General features: G+C 70.9%; 23 protein-coding genes. 9 read left to right on the top strand and 14 right to left on the bottom strand.

The genetic code is table 11. The annotated features are described in order from the left end of the window. Positions 1-61: 61 nt before the first annotated feature. Positions 62-1012 carry a hypothetical protein gene (locus tag Q9S78_RS08720; RefSeq protein ID WP_311870009.1) on the bottom strand — a complete coding sequence of 317 codons (951 nt, stop codon included), beginning with the start codon at positions 1010-1012 and terminating at the stop codon, positions 62-64. Between the two features lie 52 nt (positions 1013-1064). Between Q9S78_RS08720 and Q9S78_RS08715 the strand changes: the two genes are divergently transcribed. Together Q9S78_RS08715 and Q9S78_RS08710 are read left to right on the top strand one after the other, a co-directional pair. After that, a complete protein-coding gene (locus tag Q9S78_RS08715) occupies positions 1065-1622 on the top strand; it encodes a TetR/AcrR family transcriptional regulator (RefSeq protein ID WP_311870008.1) in 558 nt (185 codons plus the stop codon). Further along, positions 1619-2740 carry a GDSL-type esterase/lipase family protein gene (locus tag Q9S78_RS08710; protein ID WP_311870007.1) on the top strand — a complete coding sequence of 374 codons (1122 nt, stop codon included), beginning with the start codon at positions 1619-1621 and terminating at the stop codon, positions 2738-2740. Before Q9S78_RS08715 ends, Q9S78_RS08710 begins: the two co-directional genes overlap by 4 nt. A gap of 1 nt (position 2741) precedes the next feature. Here the strand turns inward: Q9S78_RS08710 and Q9S78_RS08705 are convergent, their stop codons facing one another. After that, entirely contained in the window at positions 2742-3128 is a 387-nt protein-coding gene (locus tag Q9S78_RS08705; RefSeq protein ID WP_311870006.1) for a VOC family protein, read from the bottom strand. Then, positions 3125-3403, bottom strand: coding sequence for an ArsR/SmtB family transcription factor (locus Q9S78_RS08700; protein WP_311870005.1), 279 nt, complete (start codon positions 3401-3403; stop codon positions 3125-3127). The genes Q9S78_RS08705 and Q9S78_RS08700 overlap by 4 nt, the downstream gene beginning before the upstream one ends. Positions 3404-3483: 80 nt before the next feature. Between Q9S78_RS08700 and Q9S78_RS08695 the strand changes: the two genes are divergently transcribed. After that, entirely contained in the window at positions 3484-4296 is an 813-nt protein-coding gene (locus tag Q9S78_RS08695) for a hypothetical protein (protein WP_311870004.1), read from the top strand. 6 nt (positions 4297-4302) lie between these two features. Here the strand turns inward: Q9S78_RS08695 and Q9S78_RS08690 are convergent, their stop codons facing one another. Next, positions 4303-5202, bottom strand: a complete 900-nt coding sequence (locus Q9S78_RS08690) for a TolB family protein (RefSeq protein WP_311870003.1) — start codon at positions 5200-5202, stop codon at positions 4303-4305. A gap of 19 nt (positions 5203-5221) precedes the next feature. Next, on the bottom strand, positions 5222-5515 hold the full coding sequence (locus Q9S78_RS08685; RefSeq protein ID WP_020096881.1) for a hypothetical protein: 294 nt from the start codon (positions 5513-5515) through the stop codon (positions 5222-5224). Between the two features lie 31 nt (positions 5516-5546). On the opposite strand from Q9S78_RS08685, the gene Q9S78_RS08680 reads away from it, so the two are divergent. Next, a complete protein-coding gene (locus Q9S78_RS08680; protein ID WP_311870002.1) occupies positions 5547-5933 on the top strand; it encodes a hypothetical protein in 387 nt (128 codons plus the stop codon). Here Q9S78_RS08680 and Q9S78_RS08675 read toward each other — a convergent pair. After that, positions 5885-6673 carry an SDR family NAD(P)-dependent oxidoreductase gene (locus tag Q9S78_RS08675; RefSeq protein ID WP_311870001.1) on the bottom strand — a complete coding sequence of 263 codons (789 nt, stop codon included), beginning with the start codon at positions 6671-6673 and terminating at the stop codon, positions 5885-5887. The two genes, Q9S78_RS08680 and Q9S78_RS08675, sit on opposite strands and share 49 nt — an antisense overlap. A gap of 120 nt (positions 6674-6793) precedes the next feature. Between Q9S78_RS08675 and Q9S78_RS08670 the strand changes: the two genes are divergently transcribed. After that, positions 6794-7684 carry an AraC family transcriptional regulator gene (locus Q9S78_RS08670; protein WP_311870000.1) on the top strand — a complete coding sequence of 297 codons (891 nt, stop codon included), beginning with the start codon at positions 6794-6796 and terminating at the stop codon, positions 7682-7684. 3 nt (positions 7685-7687) lie between these two features. Here the strand turns inward: Q9S78_RS08670 and Q9S78_RS08665 are convergent, their stop codons facing one another. Further along, the gene (locus Q9S78_RS08665) at positions 7688-8125 is read right to left on the bottom strand and encodes a hypothetical protein (RefSeq protein ID WP_311869999.1); all 438 of its coding nucleotides are present in this window, start codon (positions 8123-8125) and stop codon (positions 7688-7690) included. Between the two features lie 190 nt (positions 8126-8315). On the opposite strand from Q9S78_RS08665, the gene Q9S78_RS08660 reads away from it, so the two are divergent. After that, complete coding sequence (locus tag Q9S78_RS08660; protein WP_116228728.1) at positions 8316-8597, top strand: HesB/IscA family protein; 282 nt, start codon at positions 8316-8318, stop codon at positions 8595-8597. Positions 8598-8669: 72 nt separating this feature from the next. Here Q9S78_RS08660 and Q9S78_RS08655 read toward each other — a convergent pair whose 3' ends face one another. Both Q9S78_RS08655 and Q9S78_RS08650 read right to left on the bottom strand, forming a co-directional pair. Next, positions 8670-9029: a hypothetical protein gene (locus tag Q9S78_RS08655; RefSeq protein WP_311869998.1), complete on the bottom strand. Its 360-nt coding sequence runs from the start codon at positions 9027-9029 to the stop codon at positions 8670-8672. Between the two features lie 31 nt (positions 9030-9060). After that, positions 9061-9345, bottom strand: a complete 285-nt coding sequence (locus tag Q9S78_RS08650; RefSeq protein ID WP_311869997.1) for a hypothetical protein — start codon at positions 9343-9345, stop codon at positions 9061-9063. Positions 9346-9461: 116 nt separating this feature from the next. On the opposite strand from Q9S78_RS08650, the gene Q9S78_RS08645 reads away from it, so the two are divergent. Further along, positions 9462-10058, top strand: coding sequence for a hypothetical protein (locus Q9S78_RS08645; RefSeq protein WP_311869996.1), 597 nt, complete (start codon positions 9462-9464; stop codon positions 10056-10058). A 98-nt stretch (positions 10059-10156) separates the two neighbouring features. After that, on the top strand, positions 10157-11563 hold the full coding sequence (locus Q9S78_RS08640) for a PepSY-associated TM helix domain-containing protein (protein ID WP_376716538.1): 1407 nt from the start codon (positions 10157-10159) through the stop codon (positions 11561-11563). Between the two features lie 63 nt (positions 11564-11626). On the opposite strand, the gene ykgO is transcribed toward Q9S78_RS08640, so the two are convergent. Beyond that, a complete protein-coding gene (gene ykgO / locus Q9S78_RS08635) occupies positions 11627-11749 on the bottom strand; it encodes a type B 50S ribosomal protein L36 (protein ID WP_311869994.1) in 123 nt (40 codons plus the stop codon). A gap of 66 nt (positions 11750-11815) precedes the next feature. Here ykgO and Q9S78_RS08630 point away from each other — a divergent pair, with 66 nt between their 5' ends. After that, complete coding sequence (locus Q9S78_RS08630; protein ID WP_311869993.1) at positions 11816-12850, top strand: GTP-binding protein; 1035 nt, start codon at positions 11816-11818, stop codon at positions 12848-12850. Here Q9S78_RS08630 and Q9S78_RS08625 read toward each other — a convergent pair whose 3' ends face one another. Genes Q9S78_RS08625 through imuA' form a run of 4 tightly spaced genes read right to left on the bottom strand, consistent with a single transcriptional unit; the run spans position 12851 to position 18923 of the window. Then, complete coding sequence (locus tag Q9S78_RS08625) at positions 12851-13225, bottom strand: SdpI family protein (RefSeq protein ID WP_311869992.1); 375 nt, start codon at positions 13223-13225, stop codon at positions 12851-12853. An 18-nt stretch (positions 13226-13243) separates the two neighbouring features. Beyond that, a complete protein-coding gene (locus Q9S78_RS08620) occupies positions 13244-16654 on the bottom strand; it encodes an error-prone DNA polymerase (protein WP_311869991.1) in 3411 nt (1136 codons plus the stop codon). After that, positions 16654-18237: a DNA polymerase Y family protein gene (locus Q9S78_RS08615; protein WP_311869990.1), complete on the bottom strand. Its 1584-nt coding sequence runs from the start codon at positions 18235-18237 to the stop codon at positions 16654-16656. The genes Q9S78_RS08620 and Q9S78_RS08615 overlap by 1 nt, the downstream gene beginning before the upstream one ends. Continuing rightward, entirely contained in the window at positions 18237-18923 is a 687-nt protein-coding gene (gene imuA' / locus Q9S78_RS08610; protein ID WP_018188564.1) for a DnaE2-dependent mutagenesis accessory factor ImuA', read from the bottom strand. Before imuA' ends, Q9S78_RS08615 begins: the two co-directional genes overlap by 1 nt. Positions 18924-19026 lie beyond the last annotated feature (103 nt).

Below are 19026 nucleotides of genomic sequence, written 5' to 3'. Positions count from 1 at the left end.
CGTCCTCAACGACGGTAGGCGGCGGGCACCGCGGCACGCCTCCCCCGCGCGGCGGAGATCGCTACTCGGCGAGCTTCTGCTCGGTGTGGGCGATGCGCTCGCGGCGCCACTCCGCCGACGACACGTGCAGATCGCTGAGGGATGCCCGGCGGAACACGGCCTTCGCGACGCTCGCACCGACTCCGAGCAGCGACTCGACCGCCGCGACCGCGGCCTCCTCCGTCGTCGTGCCCGCGATCGCCGAAGCGATCTCGGGGAGGCGAGGGCCGGCATCCAGAATTGCCCGCTGCTCGAGGAGATCCGCCGCCAGAGCCGCCCGGTTCTGGTCCGATCCCTCCCAACGCTCGTTCGCCTGGGCATTCTTGACGGACTCCGCAGTCACCTGAATCTGCAGCGGCTCGGCCACCACCCGAAGCGGAACCAGCCAGGCATGCAACGTGTTCTCGCCCGGCACGACCGCCGCCCACGCATCCTCGTGGATATCGACCGGCACGCGCGCGTACTCGCCCGGGTCGAGCGGCACCGCCGGCATCCCGCCCGACGCCGCCCAGGTCATGAGCACCCTCGACTCGTGCGCACCGGTCACGGAGCCGACCACCTGGAACGAGTCACCGTCGGGTTCCCAGCGCTGACTGCCGGTGTTGACGACATCGATCACGAAACCATCCGGACCGGCATCCGGCCGGGCCACCGACGGCCACCGCAGAGCGAGGCCGCGACGGCGCTCGGCGTGACTGGCCCGCAGCCGCTCAGGACTGTCGACGAACCACACCTCCTCCCCCGGCCGCAGGTACGCAACCCACCACGATGTCCGCTCGGCGTCCAGCGGAGCTCCGACGACCGCCTCGTCGCCACGTTGCCGCAGCACCCGCCACCCGTCCGACACCTGCGCCTCGATGGGCTCCACTCCAAGCCGGGCGGCGAGATCGGCGAAGGGTTCACCCTCGCCGGACACAGCAGCAGGATCTACAGCGGAATGGCCGATACGCGGGAGCTCGTCGTCCGGGTTCATGCGGCCATGCTCGCACGACACTCAAAACCTAAAGGGTGTAGGTTAACTCCTCGTGCCCCGCGCGAACCTCTCCCCCGACGCCCTCACCCGGGCGGCGCTCGACCTCATCGACACCGACGGACCCGACGCACTCTCCATGTCGGCGCTCGCCCGCCGCGTCGGCGTGCAGACCGCCAGCCTCTACGCGCACGTCCGCGACCTCGCCGCGCTCCGAAGCGCCGTCCAGGCCGCCGTGTTCGACGAGCTCGCCGACGCGATCGGCGACGCACCCACGCTCCGCGACCTCGCGAACACGCAACGCGCCTACGCCTTCGCGCACCCGGCGCGCTGGGCGATGATCTCGCGGCCCGTCGAGCACAACGAGATCACCGGGCCGGCGGCATCCCGCATCTCGGCGCTCGTCGTCGGCTCGCTGGGCGACTACGCCCTTCCCGCGAGCGAGACCGTGCACGCGGTCCGCTTCGCGAGCGCCACCATCGCCGGCTATCTCGCCCTCGAAGCCGCCGACTCGTTCGCCCACCGCGACGAGACCACCGACGCCTCGTGGAACCGCGCCCTCGACGCCCTCGACCGCGCCCTCCGCACCTGGACCCCCAAGGACCCCGCATGATCGACATCACCCTCGACACCACGACCGTCCGCGGACTCGCCGAGCTCGACCCCACGAGCCGCGGCCTGCGGCTGCACCGCCTGCCCGCATGGGTGCGCACCCAGTACCCCGAGCCGCAACTGCTCGGCGTCGAGGCGCAGCCCGCCGGCGCGCGCATCGCGGTGCGGACCGCGGCATCCCGCCTCGAACTCGACCTTCACTCGACGCGCGCCACCCTGCGCGGACTCTCCCGTCGACGCGGACGCGTCGACGTCCGCGTCGACGGCGCCCTGCACGACAGCGTCGAGCTCGACGGCGGCGACACCCTCGACACCGACCCGGCCACCGGCATCCGTCAGCTCGTCGACGGACCCACGCAGCGCATCATCGTTGACGGACTCGACCCGCGCGACAAGCTCGTCGAGCTCTGGCTGCCGCACAACGAGACGATCGAGCTCATCGCGCTGCGCGCCGACGCACCCGCCTCCGCCGACCCGACCGACCGCGCGCGCTGGGTGCACCATGGCAGCTCGATCAGCCAGGGCTCCAACGCGACGCAGCCGAGCTCCACCTGGGTGTCGCTCGCCGCTCGCCGCGCCGGACTCGACCTGCGCAACCTCGGCGTCGGCGGCAGCGCGCAGGTCGACCCGTTCATGGCGCGCGTCATCCGCGACACCCCCGCCGACGTCATCAGCGTCGCGCTCGGCATCAACGTCGTGAACGCCGACGCGATGCGACTGCGCGCGTTCGTGCCCGCGGTGCACGGCTTCCTCGACACGATCCGCGACGGCCACCCCGACACGCCGCTGCATCTCATCACGCCGATCTGGTGCGGCATCCACGAGAACACCCCCGGCCCCGGCACCATCGACCCCGAGTCCTTCGCCACCGGCACGCTGCTCTTCGGCGCGGCCGGCACCCCCGGCGACACCGCCGGCGGACGCCTCACCCTCGAAGTCATCCGCGACGCCCTCGCCGATGTGTTCGCGCACCGCGACGACCCGAACCTGCACCTCATCGACGGCCTCGCCCTCTACGGCGAAGCGGATGCCGCCACCCACCCGCTCCCCGACCGGCTGCACCCGAGCCCCGAGGCGCATCGCCTCATCGGCGAGCGCTTCGCGGCGATCGCGTTCTGACTCAGGCGAAGGCCGCGATCTGCAGCAGGTTCCCGACCGTGTCGCTCAGCACCGCGGTCGTCACCGGCCCGTGGTCGATCGGCGGCTGCGTGAACTCGACACCGAGCCCTTGCAGCCGCTCGTACTCGGCCTGCACGTCGTCGACGCCGAGGACGAAGAACGGGATGCCGTCCTCGAGCAGCGCGTCGGTGAACGGCGGCACGGCGGGGTGGGCCTTGGGCTCGAGCGACAGCTGGGTGCCCTCGGGCGCCGCGGGGTCGACGACCGTCAGCCACCGGAACTCCCCCATCGGGACGTCGGCGGCCAGGGCGAAGCCGAGCTTCTCGGTGTAGAACTCGAGCGCGCGCTGCTGATCGTCGACGAACACGCTCACGGTCTGGATCTTCATGACTCTCCTGCGGGAAGGGGCCAGCGCTCCGAGATCTGAGCGAGCGTCCGGGTGTCGATGGTGTGGAACTTGAACTTTCCGCGACGCTCACTGTGCACAAGGCCCGCCTCTTCGAGAACCGCCAGATGCTGCGACACCGCCTGCCGCGAGTGCGTCACGCCGCGATCGGCCAGCCGCACGCACAGCTCGAACAGGGTCTGACCGTCACGCTCGGCGAGGTCGTCGAGGATCGTCCGACGCGTCTCGTCAGCGAGAGCCTTGTAGACGTCGCCCATGCGGGAAGTATAGGCAAGCACCCACTTGCCTATCAAGACTGCGACTGGCGAGCGGCGTCCCTCGTCGATAGCGTGCGGGGATGAGCGCTTTCCCGCCCCCGTCCGGACGGCGCCCCGCATCGGCGAGAAGCACGACCGCCCTCCTCCCGGCTCTTCTCGGAGCGGCATCGCTCGCCGGCTGCACCGTGAACATCGCGGAGCCCTCTCCGCCGCCGCCCGCGCCGACGGTGGAGACGGCACCAGTCGAGGAGACCGATCCTGCGCCGGCGCCGGCCCGTCTACCCGAGGCCTGCGCGTCCTCCCCCGCACGCGCTGATCTGGGCTCGCGCGACGGTGCGAACGGCGAGGTCTATGAAGAGGACGCGAACGGCCTGGCCACCGTCTACGCCGTCGCGTACAACGACACGTTCCAGGACATCGCAGGCCGCTTCTGCCTCGACAAGGATGAGTTGCGCCTGACCTACAACCACGGCGACGAGCTCATCGCCGACGAATACATCGCCCTCCAGCCGGAGTCGCGCGCCGACGCGCGCCGCGCCTCGGGATACAACTTCCCCGCGTGCCCGGTCTCCACGAACGACAATCCGCTCGTCGCTTCGATCAGCTGGTGGGCCGACGACGAGTCGGACAAGACGTATCAGGCGAACGTCCAAGGCACCCCACGCGACACCGGCGCCGCCCGCGGCGCGACGGGCGAAGTCCGCACGGATTCTGCGGGCGACCTCATCGACTACACCGTCGCCTCGAACGACACCTGGCGCGGCATCCGCGACCGGTTCTGCTTCGACTACTACTTCATGTGGTCGCTTACCGGGACCGACGAACCATCCGTTCTCCACCCCGGCGATGTCATCCCGCTGAAGCCGCAATTCCTCGAGCGCCCCGTGGACTGAGCTCGATCACGATCCCACCGGATAGTCGACGTACGCGAAACGCGATCCGTCCGAGGTCCAGCTGTTCACGTTGATCGTTCCCTGCCCGCCGAACACCGTCGCGACGGTCTCGGGGTGGTGCCAGTGCCCGTTCCGCACGAGGCGCAGCTCGACCTCGACATCCGCCGGATGCCCGTTCGTCCCGGGCGGGAAGCTGATGTAGACCGCATCGCGCCCCGTCGGCGACGGGTGCGGAAACCAGTTCACCCGGTCGTCGAACGTCAACTGCTCGAGACCCGAACGGTCGCGGCGCATCCGCGCGATCTGCGCATGCCCCGGCGCCTGGGAGAACTCCTCGGTGTTCAGGTAGATCCACGACCCGCCCGGCGACCACTCGCTGCCGTCGGCGACCTGACCCGTCGTCAGAGGGACGTCCTCCGAACCGTCGATCCGCGCGGTCCGCAGGTCGGCCGACAGCACCTCGCCGTCCTCGATCGAGAGCGCCGTGTACGCGATCCACGCGCCATCCGGGCTCACCCCGTGCAGGAAGTGCATGAACGGGTCATCCGGATTCGTGATCCGCACGCCCTCACCGCCGGTCCGGGGCGCCCGGTAGATCTGTCCGTCATTCGCGGACAACAGGATGTCACCCGACTTCGGCACCAGCACGTGATCGTTGTTGATGGGCGGGATGCCGGTGAACGGCACTTCGACGAAGTCAGCACCGCCGGCATCCGCGTCGATGGACCACAGCAGTCCGCCGCCGTTGAGCAGCAGACCTTCCGGCGCCCAGTTCGGCGCCTCGAGCAGGACCTCATCGGTCTCGAAGATGACCCGGTCGGTGCCGGTCACGACGTCGTAGACGTGGACGCGGCATCGCTGCCCGTCGAGGGCGAAGTCGCGCGGCGGGAAAACGGTGATGGCCATGCCTCACCGTATCCGGCCGTCAGTGGTCGGCGTCGAACTCTTCGTTCTGCGTGCGCATCTGCTGGATGTGCGCCTTCGTCATCTGATCCTTCGGCGTGCCCTGCGTCAGCGACCACTCCGGGTTGCTCTCGGGCCCGCCGAGCACGCACTCCTGGTAGTACTGGCCGAACTCGTTCTCGGCGAGGATCGTGACATACCAGTGCGGCGAGACGGACCGCTCGTACACGGTCGGCTGGCCGATCTGCGTGTCACCCGCGCTCTGACCCGTGCGGTGCTCTTTGGCGCACAGCGTCCCGGCCTGGCCGGCGGTCATGCCCGCGGCATCCGGGTCGCCATCAGGATCGGTGCCGTTCGGGGGTTCGACCGGACGCGTCGCGGGCGGACCGGCCGGCGGGGTCGTCGGCGAGACGCCCGGACTCGGGGTCGCCGGCGTCGGCTCACCGCTCGGCGTCGGGCTGGGAATCGTCGGGCTGGGGATCGTCGGGCTCGGCGACGACGCGCTCGGCGAGGGCGATGAGATCGTCGGCGTCGGGGACGGCTCGGGAGCGCAGCCTGCCAGCATCAGCGCCGCGATCGCCAGCGCACCCGCCACCAGAGTCGTCTTGCGTGCCACGGTGTCCTCCGTCTCGTCGACAGGTCAACCATCTCACCCGCGGCGGGCCGCCGACGACCGCACCGCCGATCACCCCACCCGCGCCGCCACGATCCCGCCGTCGATGCTGACCACCTGACCGTGCACGTACGCGGACTCGTCCGACGCGAGGAACCGCACCGCGTGCGCGATGTCGATCGGCCGCCCCGGCTCCCCCGCGGGCGAGACCGCCGTCATCATCTTCAGGATCTCGAGTGCCGCCGCGTTGCCGGGGGTGAGGATCGCTCCCGGCGCGACGGCATTGACCCGCACGCCGCGGGGACCGAACTCGGCGGCCCACGCCTGGGTCAGGTGCTCGAGCGCCGCCTTCGTCGCCGGGTACAGCCCGACGTTGGGCGTGCCGATGTGCGCCATCCACGAGGTGATGTTCACGATGACGCCCGACCCGTGCGCGACCATCCCGGGAGCGAGCGCGCCCACCAGGTCGTGCGGCACGCGCACGTTCGTCGCGAGGAGTGCGGCCACGTCGTCGTCCGACAGGTCCGGCGTCGGACCGATCGGGAAGATCCCCGCATTGTTCACGAGCACGTCGACACGGCCGCCCAACGCCTCGGTCGCCTGCGCCGCGAACGCCCGCGCGGCGGCGGGACTCTCGGCCAGGTCGCCGGTGACGACGGATGCCGCGCCCCCGCCGTCCGCGATGGCCGCGGCCACGGCTTCGGCACGGCCGACGTCGCGACCGTGGACGACGACATGCGCGCCCGAGGCGGCGAGCACGTGGGCGATCGCCTCGCCGATGCCGCTCGAGGATCCGGTGACGATGGCAGTGCGACCGGCGAGGCGCTGGTCGCGAGGAAGGGTGAGGAGGTTCGTGGTCATTCCTCCACCGTGACGGGCGGGCGCCCGATCGGGTTGCCTGATCCGGTCGGATGCTTGCCGGTTCCCGGTCGTGGCGACCCTGCCGGAGCCGGGAGGCCCGGCATCCGCTTCAATGGGCACATGGACGAGCGGACCCGGACGAGCCTCGACCGCGCCGCGGACCGCGTGCGACGGCACATCGACCGCGTCGCCGCGGCCGAGTCGCTCGGGCTGATCCTGGGTCGCACGAACGCCCCGAGCCCGACGATGTTCGTGCAGTACAAGCCGTGCGTCTCGGTCGTCCTCGCGGGGCGCAAGGTCTCGGGCGACGACTCCGCGGCGGGTGAGGAATGGGGTCCTGAGCGCTTCCTCATCACGCCCGTCGACCTGCCCCTATTCGCCCGTGTGACCGAGACCGGGCCGGCGGGCGACTTCGTCTCCGTCAACTGGCGGATCGACCCCGCCGTCGTCGCCGAGGTCGCCGGACAGTTACCGCTGCCCGCCGCGCCCGAAGCGCCAGAGCGGCTCGGCACCATGACGGCGGAGATCGCCGACGTCGTCGACCGGATGCTCGCGCTCCTCGACGCCCCCGCCGAAGCCGGCGTCCTCGCGCCGCTGCTGAACCGCGAGCTCATCGTCCGCCTCCTGCAGAGCGACCAGGCCGCGCGCGTGCTCGCCGCGGCGACCCACGCGAACGCCGACATCATCACCGCCGCGATCACGACACTGACCCGCCGGCTGGCCGAGCCGTGGACGCTCGGCGCGATCGCGGCATCCGTCGGCGCCAGCCCGACCACGGTGAGCCGTCGCTTCCGCGAACTCACCGGCCTCACGCCCATGCGGTATCTGAAGCGGCTACGCCTCGGCGAGGCACGACGCCTGCTGATCACCGATGGCGACACCGCCGCGCAGGCCGGCGCCGCTGTCGGGTACGTCAGCGCATCGCACTTCTCGCGCGACTACCGCTCCGCGTACGGGCGCTCCCCGGCATCCGACGCGACCGACCTGCGGGAGCGGATGCGGGCGAGCTGACGCTCACGCCTCGGCCGGCGTCTGCCCCTTCTCGGTCGCGTTGAACCAGCCGAGCCAGCCGGCATCGGTCTTCACGACCTCGTACGGTCCGCAGGCGAACACGGTCGCCGGCAGCGGCTCGCCGAGGCTGCCGTACCGGCTGTCGAAGGGCAGACCACGGCGGTCCATCTCGGCGCAGTCCTCGAGTTCTCCGCCCTCGACCGATATGACGGCGTTGGTCTCGTTGGTCGTCGCGGTGTTCTTCACGGACGTCGCGCCTGCGGGGATCCACGCGGGCATCTCGACACCGACCCACCCCTCCGCGGCGGCGGCGCGATCGGCGAACTCTTCGGAGTGCACCTTCTCGAGAGTGTCCATCGGGTTGCAGGCGGCGAGCGCGAGCACGAGCAGAGGGGCGACGAGGCCGGCGGCGGCAGCGAGACGGAGACGAGTGTGGGTCATGACTCGAGTCAAGCCGTGCGGCCTCACGGGCGAATCGGCCCGCATGATGATCCGGGGTACGCCGCGGGGATGATGTGCGAACCTCCGTAAGCCGTGTGAGTGCGCGGGAATGGTGTGTCAGCGGTTGCGGCGGCATCCGATTCTCGGCATCGTTGCCCGCTCACGCCCGCAATCCACGGAAGGGAGCATCATGCTCACTCTCACCGAGAACGCCAGCACCGCCGTCAAGAGCCTCGCCACCCAGATCCCCACCGAGACCGGTGGACTCCGGATCGCCGAGGCCGCAGACCCGCAGAACGGGTACGCACTGTCTCTCGCTCCCGCTCCGGCCGACGGCGACACCGTCGTCGAAAGCGATGGAGCTCGCGTGTTCGTCGCGCCGACGGCGAGCGTCGCGCTCGACGACCGCATCCTCGACGCCCGTCTCGAAGAGGACGGATCGGTCGGCTTCGCGCTTGCGCAGGCCGTCTGACCAGACGCTTCTCGAAAGCCTCGGACCCGCGCGGTCCGGGGCTTTCGTGCGCTCAGAAGCGCGTCCCGCGTCTCAGAACGAGGCGCCGATGCGCTTCTGCAGCTTTCGGAGGTTGGTCGATTCGGGGATGGTCCACTCGGCGGCGCCGCCGTCGAACTCGATGCGGACCACCTGAGCTCCCTGCTGAATGTCGTCGAGGTACGACATGCGAAGCGGCTGCGGCGCGATGGCGACGCCCGTGAGGGTCACGTCGTTGATGGCGATCGTGCGATGGTCGATCGCCACCTCCCCGCCCACGTCCTCCCGCGACGACAGACCCTCGATCTCGCCGCGTGTCAGCCGGATCCGGCTGTGCACGTGCCGCGGACCCCGCCGAACATCGCCGACGGCCACGAGCGCGTCGCCGAGTACCTCGAAGATCTCAGCCAGCATGCGACGATCATGGCACGTCGCTCCGCGCGCGTCAGGCCATGCGCTCGACGCGCTGCTTAGCCTTCGCCGGCGCCCGAAGCGTCCGCACCGACGCGGCGATGCACGCGCCCGACAGGACCAGCACGGCCACCGCACCGATCAGCATCAGCACGCCGAGCACGACGACCGGCATCGGGTTCGTGATAAACAGCACCCCGAGGATCGCGAAACCCGCCGCGACGACGAGGAACACGAGGCTCATGAAGATCGCGATGAACGCGCCCGAGCCCATCTGCTTGCGCTGGACCGCGTCGTTCCGCTGCGCCTGGTTCGTCATGATGCCCTCCGACCGGTGAAAGTCCTCTCACGGTAACCGCGCCCATCGGCTTCTCCCCAGGGCTTGCGCAGCGCGGTCCACATCGCAAGGGCTCCTGTCCCTGTCACAATGGAGCCGTGCGTCCGTCCCGAGTCTCCCGCGTCGCTCGCGGTGCACTCGCGGCATCCGTCGCCACCTGGGCGGCACTGCTCTCGCACGTCGCCGGCGGCGGACAGGTCCCCGGCTGGCTCGGCATAGCCGTCCCCTTCGCCCTGTCCCTTTTCGTCTGCACGGCGCTCGCAGGGCGACGCCTCTCGCTCCCCCGCCTGGCGCTCGCGGTCACCGGCAGCCAGCTGCTGTTCCACACCCTCTTCGTGATCGGCACGATCACCCCGTCGGCGATGCCGCACGAGCACCACATGGCGTTGATGACGGATGCCGGGAGCACCGCCGCGGCGATCTGCGCCGACCCGCTCATGTGGGCCATGCACGGCCTCGCCGCCGTCCTCACCATCGCGCTGCTGCACCGCGGCGAACGCGCGGCGCAGCGCCTGCTCGCCGTCGCGGCCGAGATCGCCCGGTGGGTGCGCCGCCGAATCCTCACCGCCGTCCTCGCTCTCGAGGCCGTCGACCGTCCGACTCCGGCACCCGCGTCCGCTGACGTCCCGGTGCTGCGATCGGTCGCCGTCCGTGTCGCGGCCGGCCGCGGTCCCCCGCGCGCACTCGCGATCTGACGCGCGCCGCCGGTCCGCTCTCGACGGGGGATGCCGCGGTGCGCCGCGCCGTGTCATCGGCGCGCCCTCTTGCCGCACCCTTCTTCTCGAAAGCAATCATGACCGCCACCCTGCCCACCCCACCCGCCACCGCCCGACCCGCCCGACGACCCGGCTGGTTCGGCGCCTTCCTCGTGCGTCTGCACTTCTACGCCGGCATCCTCGTCGGACCGTTCATCCTCGTCGCCGCGCTCAGCGGCGCCCTCTACGCCCTGTCCCCGACGATCGAGCAGGCCGTGTACGCGCGGCAGCTGCACGCGCCGATCACGGACACGCAGGTCAGCCTCGGCCAGCAGGTCGAGATCGCCGAAGCGCACGTCGGTGACGCCGCGACCTTGTCGGCCGTGCGGCCCGCTCCCGAGCCGGGCGACACGACGCGCGTCATGTTCTTGCAGGACGGCCTCGGTGAGAGCGAGTCGCGTGCCGTGTTCGTCGACCCCGGCACCGGTGAGGTCCGCGGCGACGAGACCGTCTACGGTACGAGCGGATCGCTGCCACTTCGCACCGCGATCAGCAACACCCACCGCAGCCTCGGGCTCGGCGACCCGGGCCGCCTCTACAGCGAGCTCGCGGCATCGTGGCTCGGCATCGTCGTCGTCGCCGGGGTGATCATGTGGGTCATCCGCATCCGCACGGCGCGCACGAAGAAGGATTTCGTCCGGCCGGCGCGCGCCTACACCGGGTACCGACGCTTCTTCAGTTGGCACACCTCGCTCGGAATCTGGATCGCGCTCGGCGCGGTGTTCCTCTCTGCGACGGGGATCACGTGGTCGACCTACGGCGGACAGAACGTCACGAACCTGCGCGCCGCGCTCGACTGGACCACGCCCGCCGTGTCGACGAGCCTCGGCGGAGCGGCCGGCGGCGGGGATGAGCACGCGGGGCACGGCGCGGCATCCGCTGCACTCACCGTCGACCCGAACACGTTCGACGACGTGCTCGCGGCGGCCCGCAAGGTCAACATCGATACGGGGATGGTGCAGATCACGCCGCCCGCCGCGGCCGATCAGGCGTGGAAGGTGCAGGAGATCGACCGCGGCTTCCCCGGCCATCTCGATGCCGTCGCGATCGACGGCACGACGCTGCAGACCGTCGACCGTGTCGACTTCGCCGACTTCTCGCTGCCGGCCAAGCTCGCCTCGTGGGGCGTCGCGATCCACATGGGCGTCATGTTCGGACTCGCGAACCAGATCGTCATGTTCCTGCTCGCCCTCTCGATCGCCGGCATGGTCGTGCTCGGCTACGTCATGTGGGTCAAGCGGCGGCCGACCAAGGCCGCACGGGTCGGGATGCCGCCGCGGCGCGGCGTGCTCGACGGTGCCCCCTGGTGGGGCGTCACGGCCGTTGTCGCGGGCGGCGTGCTGGTCGGGCTCGCGCTGCCGCTCGTCGGGTGGACCCTCGCCGCGTTCGTCGTGGTCGACGTGATCGTGGATGCGGTGCAGCGGCGGCGCGCCGCGGCGGGGTAAGGCGCGGCCCCGAGATCAGCGGGTCAGTACCAGGTGACGCCGGCCCAGCACGCCGGGCCGGCGTCAGCCTTGGCGGCCCTTGAACCGCGGGTTGAGCTTGTTGATGACGATCACCCGCCCGCGTCGGCGGACGACCTGCGCGCCGGGTTGCTTCTTCAGGGACTTCAGGGACGCTCGGACCTTCATGACACACTCCTAATTGAGAACGGTTATCATCAAGGCTACACACGCCGGGATGGAATGAGGTGTCGGATGATCGAGACGGACGTGATCGCCGTGATGGGAGCATGCGGTCCCGAGCGGGCGCGCTACGCGGCGCGATTGAGCCAGGCGACGTCGAGGCCCCTCCTCGCGGCATCCCGACTCGCCCCGCAGGACCCGGGGTCGAGCGCAGCAGCCTTTCTGCCGTGGCTCGACGTCGGGAGCGGTGTCGTGGCCGAGTTCCCGTCGGATGCCTCGATTCTCGACGTCATCGGGACGCTCGCCGAGCGCGGCAGCGGGCTGCGCCTGCGCAGCGTCGTGTGCGTCGTCGATGCGCCCCACCTCCTCGACGACCTCCGACGCGAGACCTACGCGGGATCTTCCGAGGTCGACGACAGCGGGATGCCGCGCACCCGCTACACGGCTCACGCCCTGCTCGCGGTGCAGCAGCTCGAGTACGCGTCGACGATCATGCTCGTGAATTGGTCGGGACTGTCGACTCCGGACCTCTCGATCACGATGGCGCTGGTCAGCCACCTCGCCCCGTCCGCGCGACTGCGTCTGCATCAGCCGGCCGTCGATCTGCTGCCCATCGCACCGATCCCGATTCGCTCCCACCAGGACGCGCCCGGATGGGTGCAGCTGCTGAACGGGGAGTTCGCGCCGCACATGACCGACCCGCGGATCAGCGCCCTGCGGTACGAGAACGTCCGCCCGCTGCATCCCGGACGTCTGAACACTCTGCTCGACGAACGGATCGAGAGCGGGGAGTTCGGCTCCGTCATCCGCTCGGCGGGGTTCTGCCGCTTCGCGACCCGCTCGAACGTCATCGCGCAGTGGGATCACGTCGGGTCGATGATCGCCTTCTCGCCCGTCCAGGTGGACGACGGGATGGCGGAGGCTGAGGGGCTCCTCGCCGTCGGCGAGGACATCGCCTTCATCGGGCTCGATCTGCACCACCGCGCGCTGCGCGCCGCCCTCGACGAGACGGCGCTGACCGACGACGAGCTCGCGGCGGGACCGTCGGCATGGGCGACCTTCGAGGATCCGTTCCCGACGTGGCAGGTCTCCCGCAGCAGGGAGTGATCAGACAGCCCGTCGCTTGTCGCGCTCGACCTCGACGGCGGCGCGACTGCCGACGCGTGCGCCGTAGAGGACGCAGGCGAGCACCACGACGGATGCCCCGATCACCACGATCGAGAGGGACTCGGTCGGCACGGGCAGGAACGCGCAGAGCCCGGCGACCAGGGCAGCGACCCCACCCCAGACCGTGGGACGCTTCGCGCGGATGTGGGCGGCGAGCCATGCCTCGTCGCTGGCCATCGTGCTGGGGATGCGGATCCCGGCGATGTGGTTGCGCGTCAACCGCCCCGACGCTGCTGCGGTGGCGACCCAGATGAGCAGGACCCCCATCGCCGCCAGCAGGATCAGAATCGTGAATCGAATGCCCAGGTCGTCCATCACGACAGCCTAGGCAGGTCACTGGAAGTCCCTCGACCGGTGCGTCACTCCCACTCGCAGGTCCTCGAACCCGTCAGCGACGAGGTTCGTCACACCCTCGGGCGAGCGCTCGAGCATGCCGCGCGCGATGAGGGCGGGACTGTCGCGCAGGATGCGCCGGTATCTGTTCCACACCCCGACCGAGCAGATCACGTTCATGACGCCGTGCTCGTCTTCGAGGTTCAGGAAGGTGATCCCGGATGCCGTCGCCGGCCGCTGCCGGTGCGTCACCAACCCTGCGACCTCGATGCGCCGACCGATCTCATGCTCGCGCATGCCGCACGAGGTGATCACCCCGCGCGCGTCGAGCTGCGAGCGGTAGTGCGTCAGCGGGTGGTCGTCGGCCGACACCCCCGTCGCCCACAGGTCGGCGGCGAGCACGTCGTAACTCGACTGGTCGGGGAAAAGCGGCGGCTGCACCGACACCAGCGATCCCTCGAGGAACTCCTGCCGGTCCTGCGCGGCATCCCCCGCCAACCAGATGCCTTCGCGCCGCGTGATCCCGAGGCTCTCGAACGCGCCCGCCGTCGACAGCGCCTCGAGCTGCGCCGCCGTCGCACCGGTGCGCCGCACGAGATCGCGCAGGTCCCGGTACGGACCGGATGCCTCCCGCTCCGCCACGATCTTCGTCGCCAGCGGCACCCCGATACCCGTGACCGAGGCGAGCCCCAGCCGCACCGCGAAGTTCCCGTCGCGCCGATGCGCCGCCGATTCGTCAGGCAGCGACCGGTCGAACTCCGGCACGGGCGGCTGGATGCGGTCGGCGCACGAGTCCCGGCCCGTCGGGTCGCGGCGGTAGGTCGCCCCCTCCGACACCGGCTCCAGCCCCGCCTCCACCCCCGACGCGTGCAGGTCGGGACGCCGCACCTCGACCCCGTGCCGTCGCGCGTCGGCGGTCAGCGTCGCGGGCGAGTAGAAGCCCATCGGCTGCGCTCGCAAGAGCGCCGCGAGGAACGCCGCCGGGTAGTGCAGCTTCAGCCACGACGACGCGTACACGAGCAGCCCGAACGACAGCGAATGGCTCTCGGCGAAGCCGAAGTTCGCGAACGCCTGGATCTTCACGTAGATGTCGTCGGCGGCCTTACCCGTCAGGCCGTTCCGTTCCATCCCCTCGTACAGCTTCTTCTTCAACGAATCAATCCGCTCGATCCCGCGCTTCGATCCCATCGCGCGGCGGAGCAGATCGGCATCCTCCCCCGACAGATCGCCGATCGCCATGCCCATCTGCATGAGCTGCTCCTGGAACACCGGGATGCCGAGGGTCCGCTCCAGCACCGGCTTCAGCTTCGGGTGCGCGTACGTGATCGGCTCGTCGCCGAGCTTGCGACGCACGAACGGATGCACCGCGCCGCCCTGGATCGGCCCCGGTCGGATGAGGGCGATCTCGACCACGAGGTCGTAGAACTTCCGCGGCTGCAAACGGGGCAGAAGCCCCATCTGCGCGCGGGATTCGACCTGGAACACCCCGATCGAATCGGCGCGACACAGCATGTCGTAGACCGCCGCTTCCTCCTTCGGCATCGCATCGAGACTCCACCGCTCCCCCGTCGCCACCTCGATCATGTCGAAGCAGTACTGGAGAGCGGCGAGCATCCCGAGCCCCAGCAGGTCGAACTTCACGAGCCCCATCCACGCGGCGTCGTCCTTGTCCCACTGGATGACGGTGCGGTTCTCCATGCGCGCGTGCTCGATCGGCACGACCTCGCCGACCGGACGATCGGTCAGCACCATGCCGCCCGAGTGGATGCCGAGGTGCCGAGGCGCTTTCAACAGCTCACCCGCGTACGCGATCACCCGATCGGGGATGTCGTGGTTGCCCGGGGTGTCGAGCATCGCACCCCAGCGCTCGACCTGCTTCGACCAGGCATCCTGCTGCCCCGGCGAATGCCCGAGCGCCTTCGCCATGTCGCGGATCGCGTTCTTCGGCCGGTACTGGATGACGTTCGCGACCTGCGCCGCTCGCTCCCGTCCGTAGGTCTCGTAGACCCACTGGATGATCTCCTCGCGCCGGTCCGAGTCGAAGTCGACGTCGATGTCGGGCTCCTCATCGCGGAGCGCGGACAGGAACCGCTCGAACGGCAGGTCGTAGAAGATCGAGTCGATCGCGGTGATGTCGAGCAGATAGCAGACGGCGCTGTTCGCGGCGGACCCCCGCCCCTGACACAGGATGCCGCGGCGCCGCGCCTCTTGCACGATGCCGTGCACGATGAGGAAGTACCCCGGGAAGTCCTTCTGTTCGATGACGCCGAGTTCCTTCTCGATGCGCGCACGGTTCGCATCGGTGGCATCCGGGTACTTGCGAGGCACGGCCTCCCACACCAGGTACCGCAGCCACGTCATCGGCGTGTGCCCCTCGGGCACCTGCATCTTCGGCAGCGCGGGCTTGGCCCGTCGCAGCGGGAACGCGAGCGCGTCGGCGAGCTCGACGGTGCGCTCGACCGCGCCCGGATACCGCCGGAACCGCCGCGCCATCTCGGCCCCCGACCGCAGGTGCGCGCTGGCGTGCGAAGGCAGCCAGCCGTCGAGCTCGTCGAGCCCGCGGTTCGCCCGCACCGCCGCAACCGCTGCCGCGAGGTGCACCTTCTCGGGCACGGCGTAGTGCACGTTGTTCGATGCGACGGCCGGAAGCCCCCGCTCGGCGGCGAGCGCGGCGAGCACGTCGTTGTCGCGCGAATCCGTCGGTGCGCCCTGATCGATGAGTTCGACGTCGACCCGCTCGGGCCCGAACAGGTCGACGAGCCGGTCGAGCTCGTACGCCGCGGCGGCCGGCCCGTCGACGGCGAGCGCCTGCCGGACGGCGCCCTTGCGGCATCCGGTCAACACCTGCCAGTGCCCGCCGGCCCGATCGGCGAGGTCGTGCAGGTCGTAGACCGGGCGCCCCTTCTCGCCACCCGACAGCTGCGCGTGCGTGATCGCTGCGGCGAGCCGGTGGTACCCCTCCTCGCCGCGGGCGAGCACGAGCAGGTGCCGTCCGTGCGGGTCGGGCTCGCCGTTCTGCGGACCGGGAAGACCCAGCGACAGCTCCGCCCCGAACACGGTCTGCAGCTGCAGGTGCTCGGCCGCCTCGGCGAAGCGGACGATGCCGTAGAACCCGTCGTGGTCGGTGATCGCGAGGGCGTGCAGGCCCAGGCGCTCCGCCTCTTCGACGAGATCCTCGGGCGAGGACGCCCCGTCGAGGAACGAGAACGACGAGTGCGCGTGCAGTTCGGCGTACGGCACCGCGTCGAGTGGCCGCTCGATCTCGGGTGTGCGGTACTTTCCACGCTTGTGCGACCACGCCGGACTGTCGCCGCCGTCGGTGCCCGCCGGTGCCCCCTCGGGTCGCCGCCGGTCGCTGAGGATCCGTTCCATCTCCGACCACGAGACCGACGGGTTGTTGCCCCACCCCATTAGTCGTACCTGCCCTCGGCGTGCCAGACGCCCTCCTCGCACACCAGCAGCCACGCGGTCTCGGCCTCGTCGACCACCTGGAACCGGTGCGCGCGACGGGTGCGCGCGGCATCCCACCCCCGCTCCATGACGGGCCAGGGTCCTGCCCACGAGGCGATGCGACGCGGATGCCGGGGCCTCCGCGCCCCCGATGCGTCCGGCGCTCCCGGCAGGATCAGCGCGATCGGCTCGGCCGTCAGCTCGCCGCGGCCGTCGACGGCGACCATGTCGTCGTCGCGATCGATGACGGCGACCGGGACCGGCTCGGGGAAGACGGTCGCTGGCAGCGGGTCGGGCAGGCTCCCCGGCCACGGCCGCGCCCGCTCGGCGATGACGGCGCGGTCCCCCCACGGCACGAGCACCTGCCGTTCGGCGAGCCACCGTCCGCCGCCGACCTGCGGGGTGACGACGCCGGTATGTCCGAGCATCGCCTGCACGCGCGAGAGCGCCGAGTGCACGCGCTCCTCGGGCCCCGAGCCGAACAGACCTGTCACGTGATGGGATGCCGCGTCCACCTTCTCGGGCACGATCCGCACCTTCGCGACGGCGCTCTTGAGCCCTCGCTCCGCGAGCTGCCACCGCACCCGGTCGACGACCGCGGCCGCATCGAACGCCCCCGGATGCAGCCACACCCGCTCACTGTGGTCGCCGCGATCCCCCGTCAGCGCGACGCGCAGCTCGGTGCAGACGAGGTCGACGGCGCCGAGCCCCGAGATGAACTGCTCCGCGGCGAGACGGATGCCGAACGCCACCTGATCGGCGATCTCGAGCGGCGGCTCGAAGCTGACCTCACGCTCGAGCTCGGGCGGCGGCGTGCGCGGCTGCACGGGCTGCGAGTCGAGCCCCGACGCGAGGGCGTGCAGTCGCGCCCCGCGGGGTCCGAGCCGTTCGATGAGCCGGGCGGGCGGCAGTGCGGCGAGTTGACCGAGGGTGTGGATGCCGAGACGCGCGAACAGGCTCGCGACCGACTCGTCCTCGAGCGCCGTCACCGGCAGCGGCGCGAGGAACGCGGCAGCCGCCCCCGGCGGCACGATCCGCATCGGGGCGTCCGGGCCCGTGGTGCGGGCGGCCTGCTCCGCCGTGAACGGACCATCCCCCACCCCCGCGCGCACATCGTTCACGCCGAGCTCGGCGAGCGCGCCGGTGAGCGCCGTCGCCGCACCCGCCTCGCCGCCGTAGAACCGCGCGGGGCCCTTCACCCGCAGGGCGCACAGCCCCGGCTCGCGCAGCTGCACACCCGGGGCGATCTCCTCGAGCCGGGCGATGAGCGGGGCGAACGTGCGGTGGTCGCGCGCGTCGTCGGCGTCGACGACCTGGAGCTGCGGGCATCGCGCCTGCGCGTCGCGGCGCCGCATCCCCCGCCGCACCCCGTCCGCCCGCGCAGCCGGCGAGGTCGCGGCGACCATCCCCTTCGCGAAGACGGCGATCGGCCCCTCGGCCTCGGCGAGCCCCTCGAGACCCAGCGCGACCACCGGCCAGTCGGGCACCCAGACGACGAGGCTCCGCACCGGCTCGATCCCGGTGTCGACGAGTGCGGGATCCATCAGCTCACCGCCCGCATCGGCAGGTCGACCACCGGGGCGATGGGCTGCTCGCGCACCGCGATCGCCCCATCGGGGGCGGGCAGCAGCATCCGCGACGACCGCGGCACCGGAAAACGCCGGCTCGTGACCGTCACGGTCAGCTCCCGATCCGACAGCACGCCGTAGCCGTCGCCGAGGCCCGACCACCGGGCATCCGTCACATCGATCATCGCCTCGGTCTGCGGCCACGGCCCCTGCACGAGCAGCACCACGCCGCGCTCGCGCATGCGCGCCGCGAGCCGCGAGATCTCGGCATCCTTCGCCCGAGTCGGCGGCCGCACCGCGACGACCGGCAGCACGTCGGCGATCGTCGCCGTCACGGCAAGCCAGCGCGGACCCGGCTCGGGGATCAGCACGAGGTGCGACAGGTCGACGCCCGCCTTCTCGGCCGCCTCGGCGCCGAACCCCGGCATCCCGACCACCCCGCACCAGCTGCCGGTCTGCGACGGCTGCGCCAACAGGCCGAACAGCAACGACATCGAGCCGCCGATCGAATACGACGATCCCGGCCGCAGCCCCCCGCCCGGCAGCAGTTCGGCCAGGGCAGGATGGGTGGGAAGGGGCGGCGCCTCGAGCTTGCGCCCCTGGATTTGAGCCATCTGCGCGCGCAGCCGCTGCACCTCTTGGGCGGTAGCGGTGTCGCGCACGATGGATCTCACCTCGACATGGTAGAAGCTTTGTTCGAACGACTCAAGCCGTCTACGTCGAAGATACGCACGGGTTCCGACATCGCCCGCGCCCGCTTTCCCC

Source organism: Microbacterium aquilitoris, from assembly GCF_031932285.1.
Classification (GTDB): domain Bacteria; phylum Actinomycetota; class Actinomycetes; order Actinomycetales; family Microbacteriaceae; genus Microbacterium; species Microbacterium aquilitoris.
This window is presented reverse-complemented; position numbering and strand designations above follow the sequence as displayed.

Coding starts and splice junctions, on each gene's coding strand:
- Q9S78_RS08720 (WP_311870009.1), bottom strand. CDS start 1,012: ATGAACCCGGACGACGAGCTCCCGCGTATCGGCCATTCCGCTGTAGAT.
- Q9S78_RS08710 (WP_311870007.1), top strand. CDS start 1,619: ATGATCGACATCACCCTCGACACCACGACCGTCCGCGGACTCGCCGAG.
- Q9S78_RS08705 (WP_311870006.1), bottom strand. CDS start 3,128: ATGAAGATCCAGACCGTGAGCGTGTTCGTCGACGATCAGCAGCGCGCG.
- Q9S78_RS08700 (WP_311870005.1), bottom strand. CDS start 3,403: ATGGGCGACGTCTACAAGGCTCTCGCTGACGAGACGCGTCGGACGATC.
- Q9S78_RS08695 (WP_311870004.1), top strand. CDS start 3,484: ATGAGCGCTTTCCCGCCCCCGTCCGGACGGCGCCCCGCATCGGCGAGA.
- Q9S78_RS08690 (WP_311870003.1), bottom strand. CDS start 5,202: ATGGCCATCACCGTTTTCCCGCCGCGCGACTTCGCCCTCGACGGGCAG.
- Q9S78_RS08685 (WP_020096881.1), bottom strand. CDS start 5,515: ATGACCGCCGGCCAGGCCGGGACGCTGTGCGCCAAAGAGCACCGCACG.
- Q9S78_RS08675 (WP_311870001.1), bottom strand. CDS start 6,673: ATGACCACGAACCTCCTCACCCTTCCTCGCGACCAGCGCCTCGCCGGT.
- Q9S78_RS08670 (WP_311870000.1), top strand. CDS start 6,794: ATGGACGAGCGGACCCGGACGAGCCTCGACCGCGCCGCGGACCGCGTG.
- Q9S78_RS08665 (WP_311869999.1), bottom strand. CDS start 8,125: ATGACCCACACTCGTCTCCGTCTCGCTGCCGCCGCCGGCCTCGTCGCC.
- Q9S78_RS08660 (WP_116228728.1), top strand. CDS start 8,316: ATGCTCACTCTCACCGAGAACGCCAGCACCGCCGTCAAGAGCCTCGCC.
- Q9S78_RS08655 (WP_311869998.1), bottom strand. CDS start 9,029: ATGCTGGCTGAGATCTTCGAGGTACTCGGCGACGCGCTCGTGGCCGTC.
- Q9S78_RS08650 (WP_311869997.1), bottom strand. CDS start 9,345: ATGACGAACCAGGCGCAGCGGAACGACGCGGTCCAGCGCAAGCAGATG.
- Q9S78_RS08640 (WP_376716538.1), top strand. CDS start 10,157: ATGACCGCCACCCTGCCCACCCCACCCGCCACCGCCCGACCCGCCCGA.
- ykgO (WP_311869994.1), bottom strand. CDS start 11,749: ATGAAGGTCCGAGCGTCCCTGAAGTCCCTGAAGAAGCAACCCGGCGCG.
- Q9S78_RS08630 (WP_311869993.1), top strand. CDS start 11,816: ATGATCGAGACGGACGTGATCGCCGTGATGGGAGCATGCGGTCCCGAG.
- Q9S78_RS08625 (WP_311869992.1), bottom strand. CDS start 13,225: ATGGACGACCTGGGCATTCGATTCACGATTCTGATCCTGCTGGCGGCG.
- Q9S78_RS08620 (WP_311869991.1), bottom strand. CDS start 16,654: ATGGGGTGGGGCAACAACCCGTCGGTCTCGTGGTCGGAGATGGAACGG.
- Q9S78_RS08615 (WP_311869990.1), bottom strand. CDS start 18,237: ATGGATCCCGCACTCGTCGACACCGGGATCGAGCCGGTGCGGAGCCTC.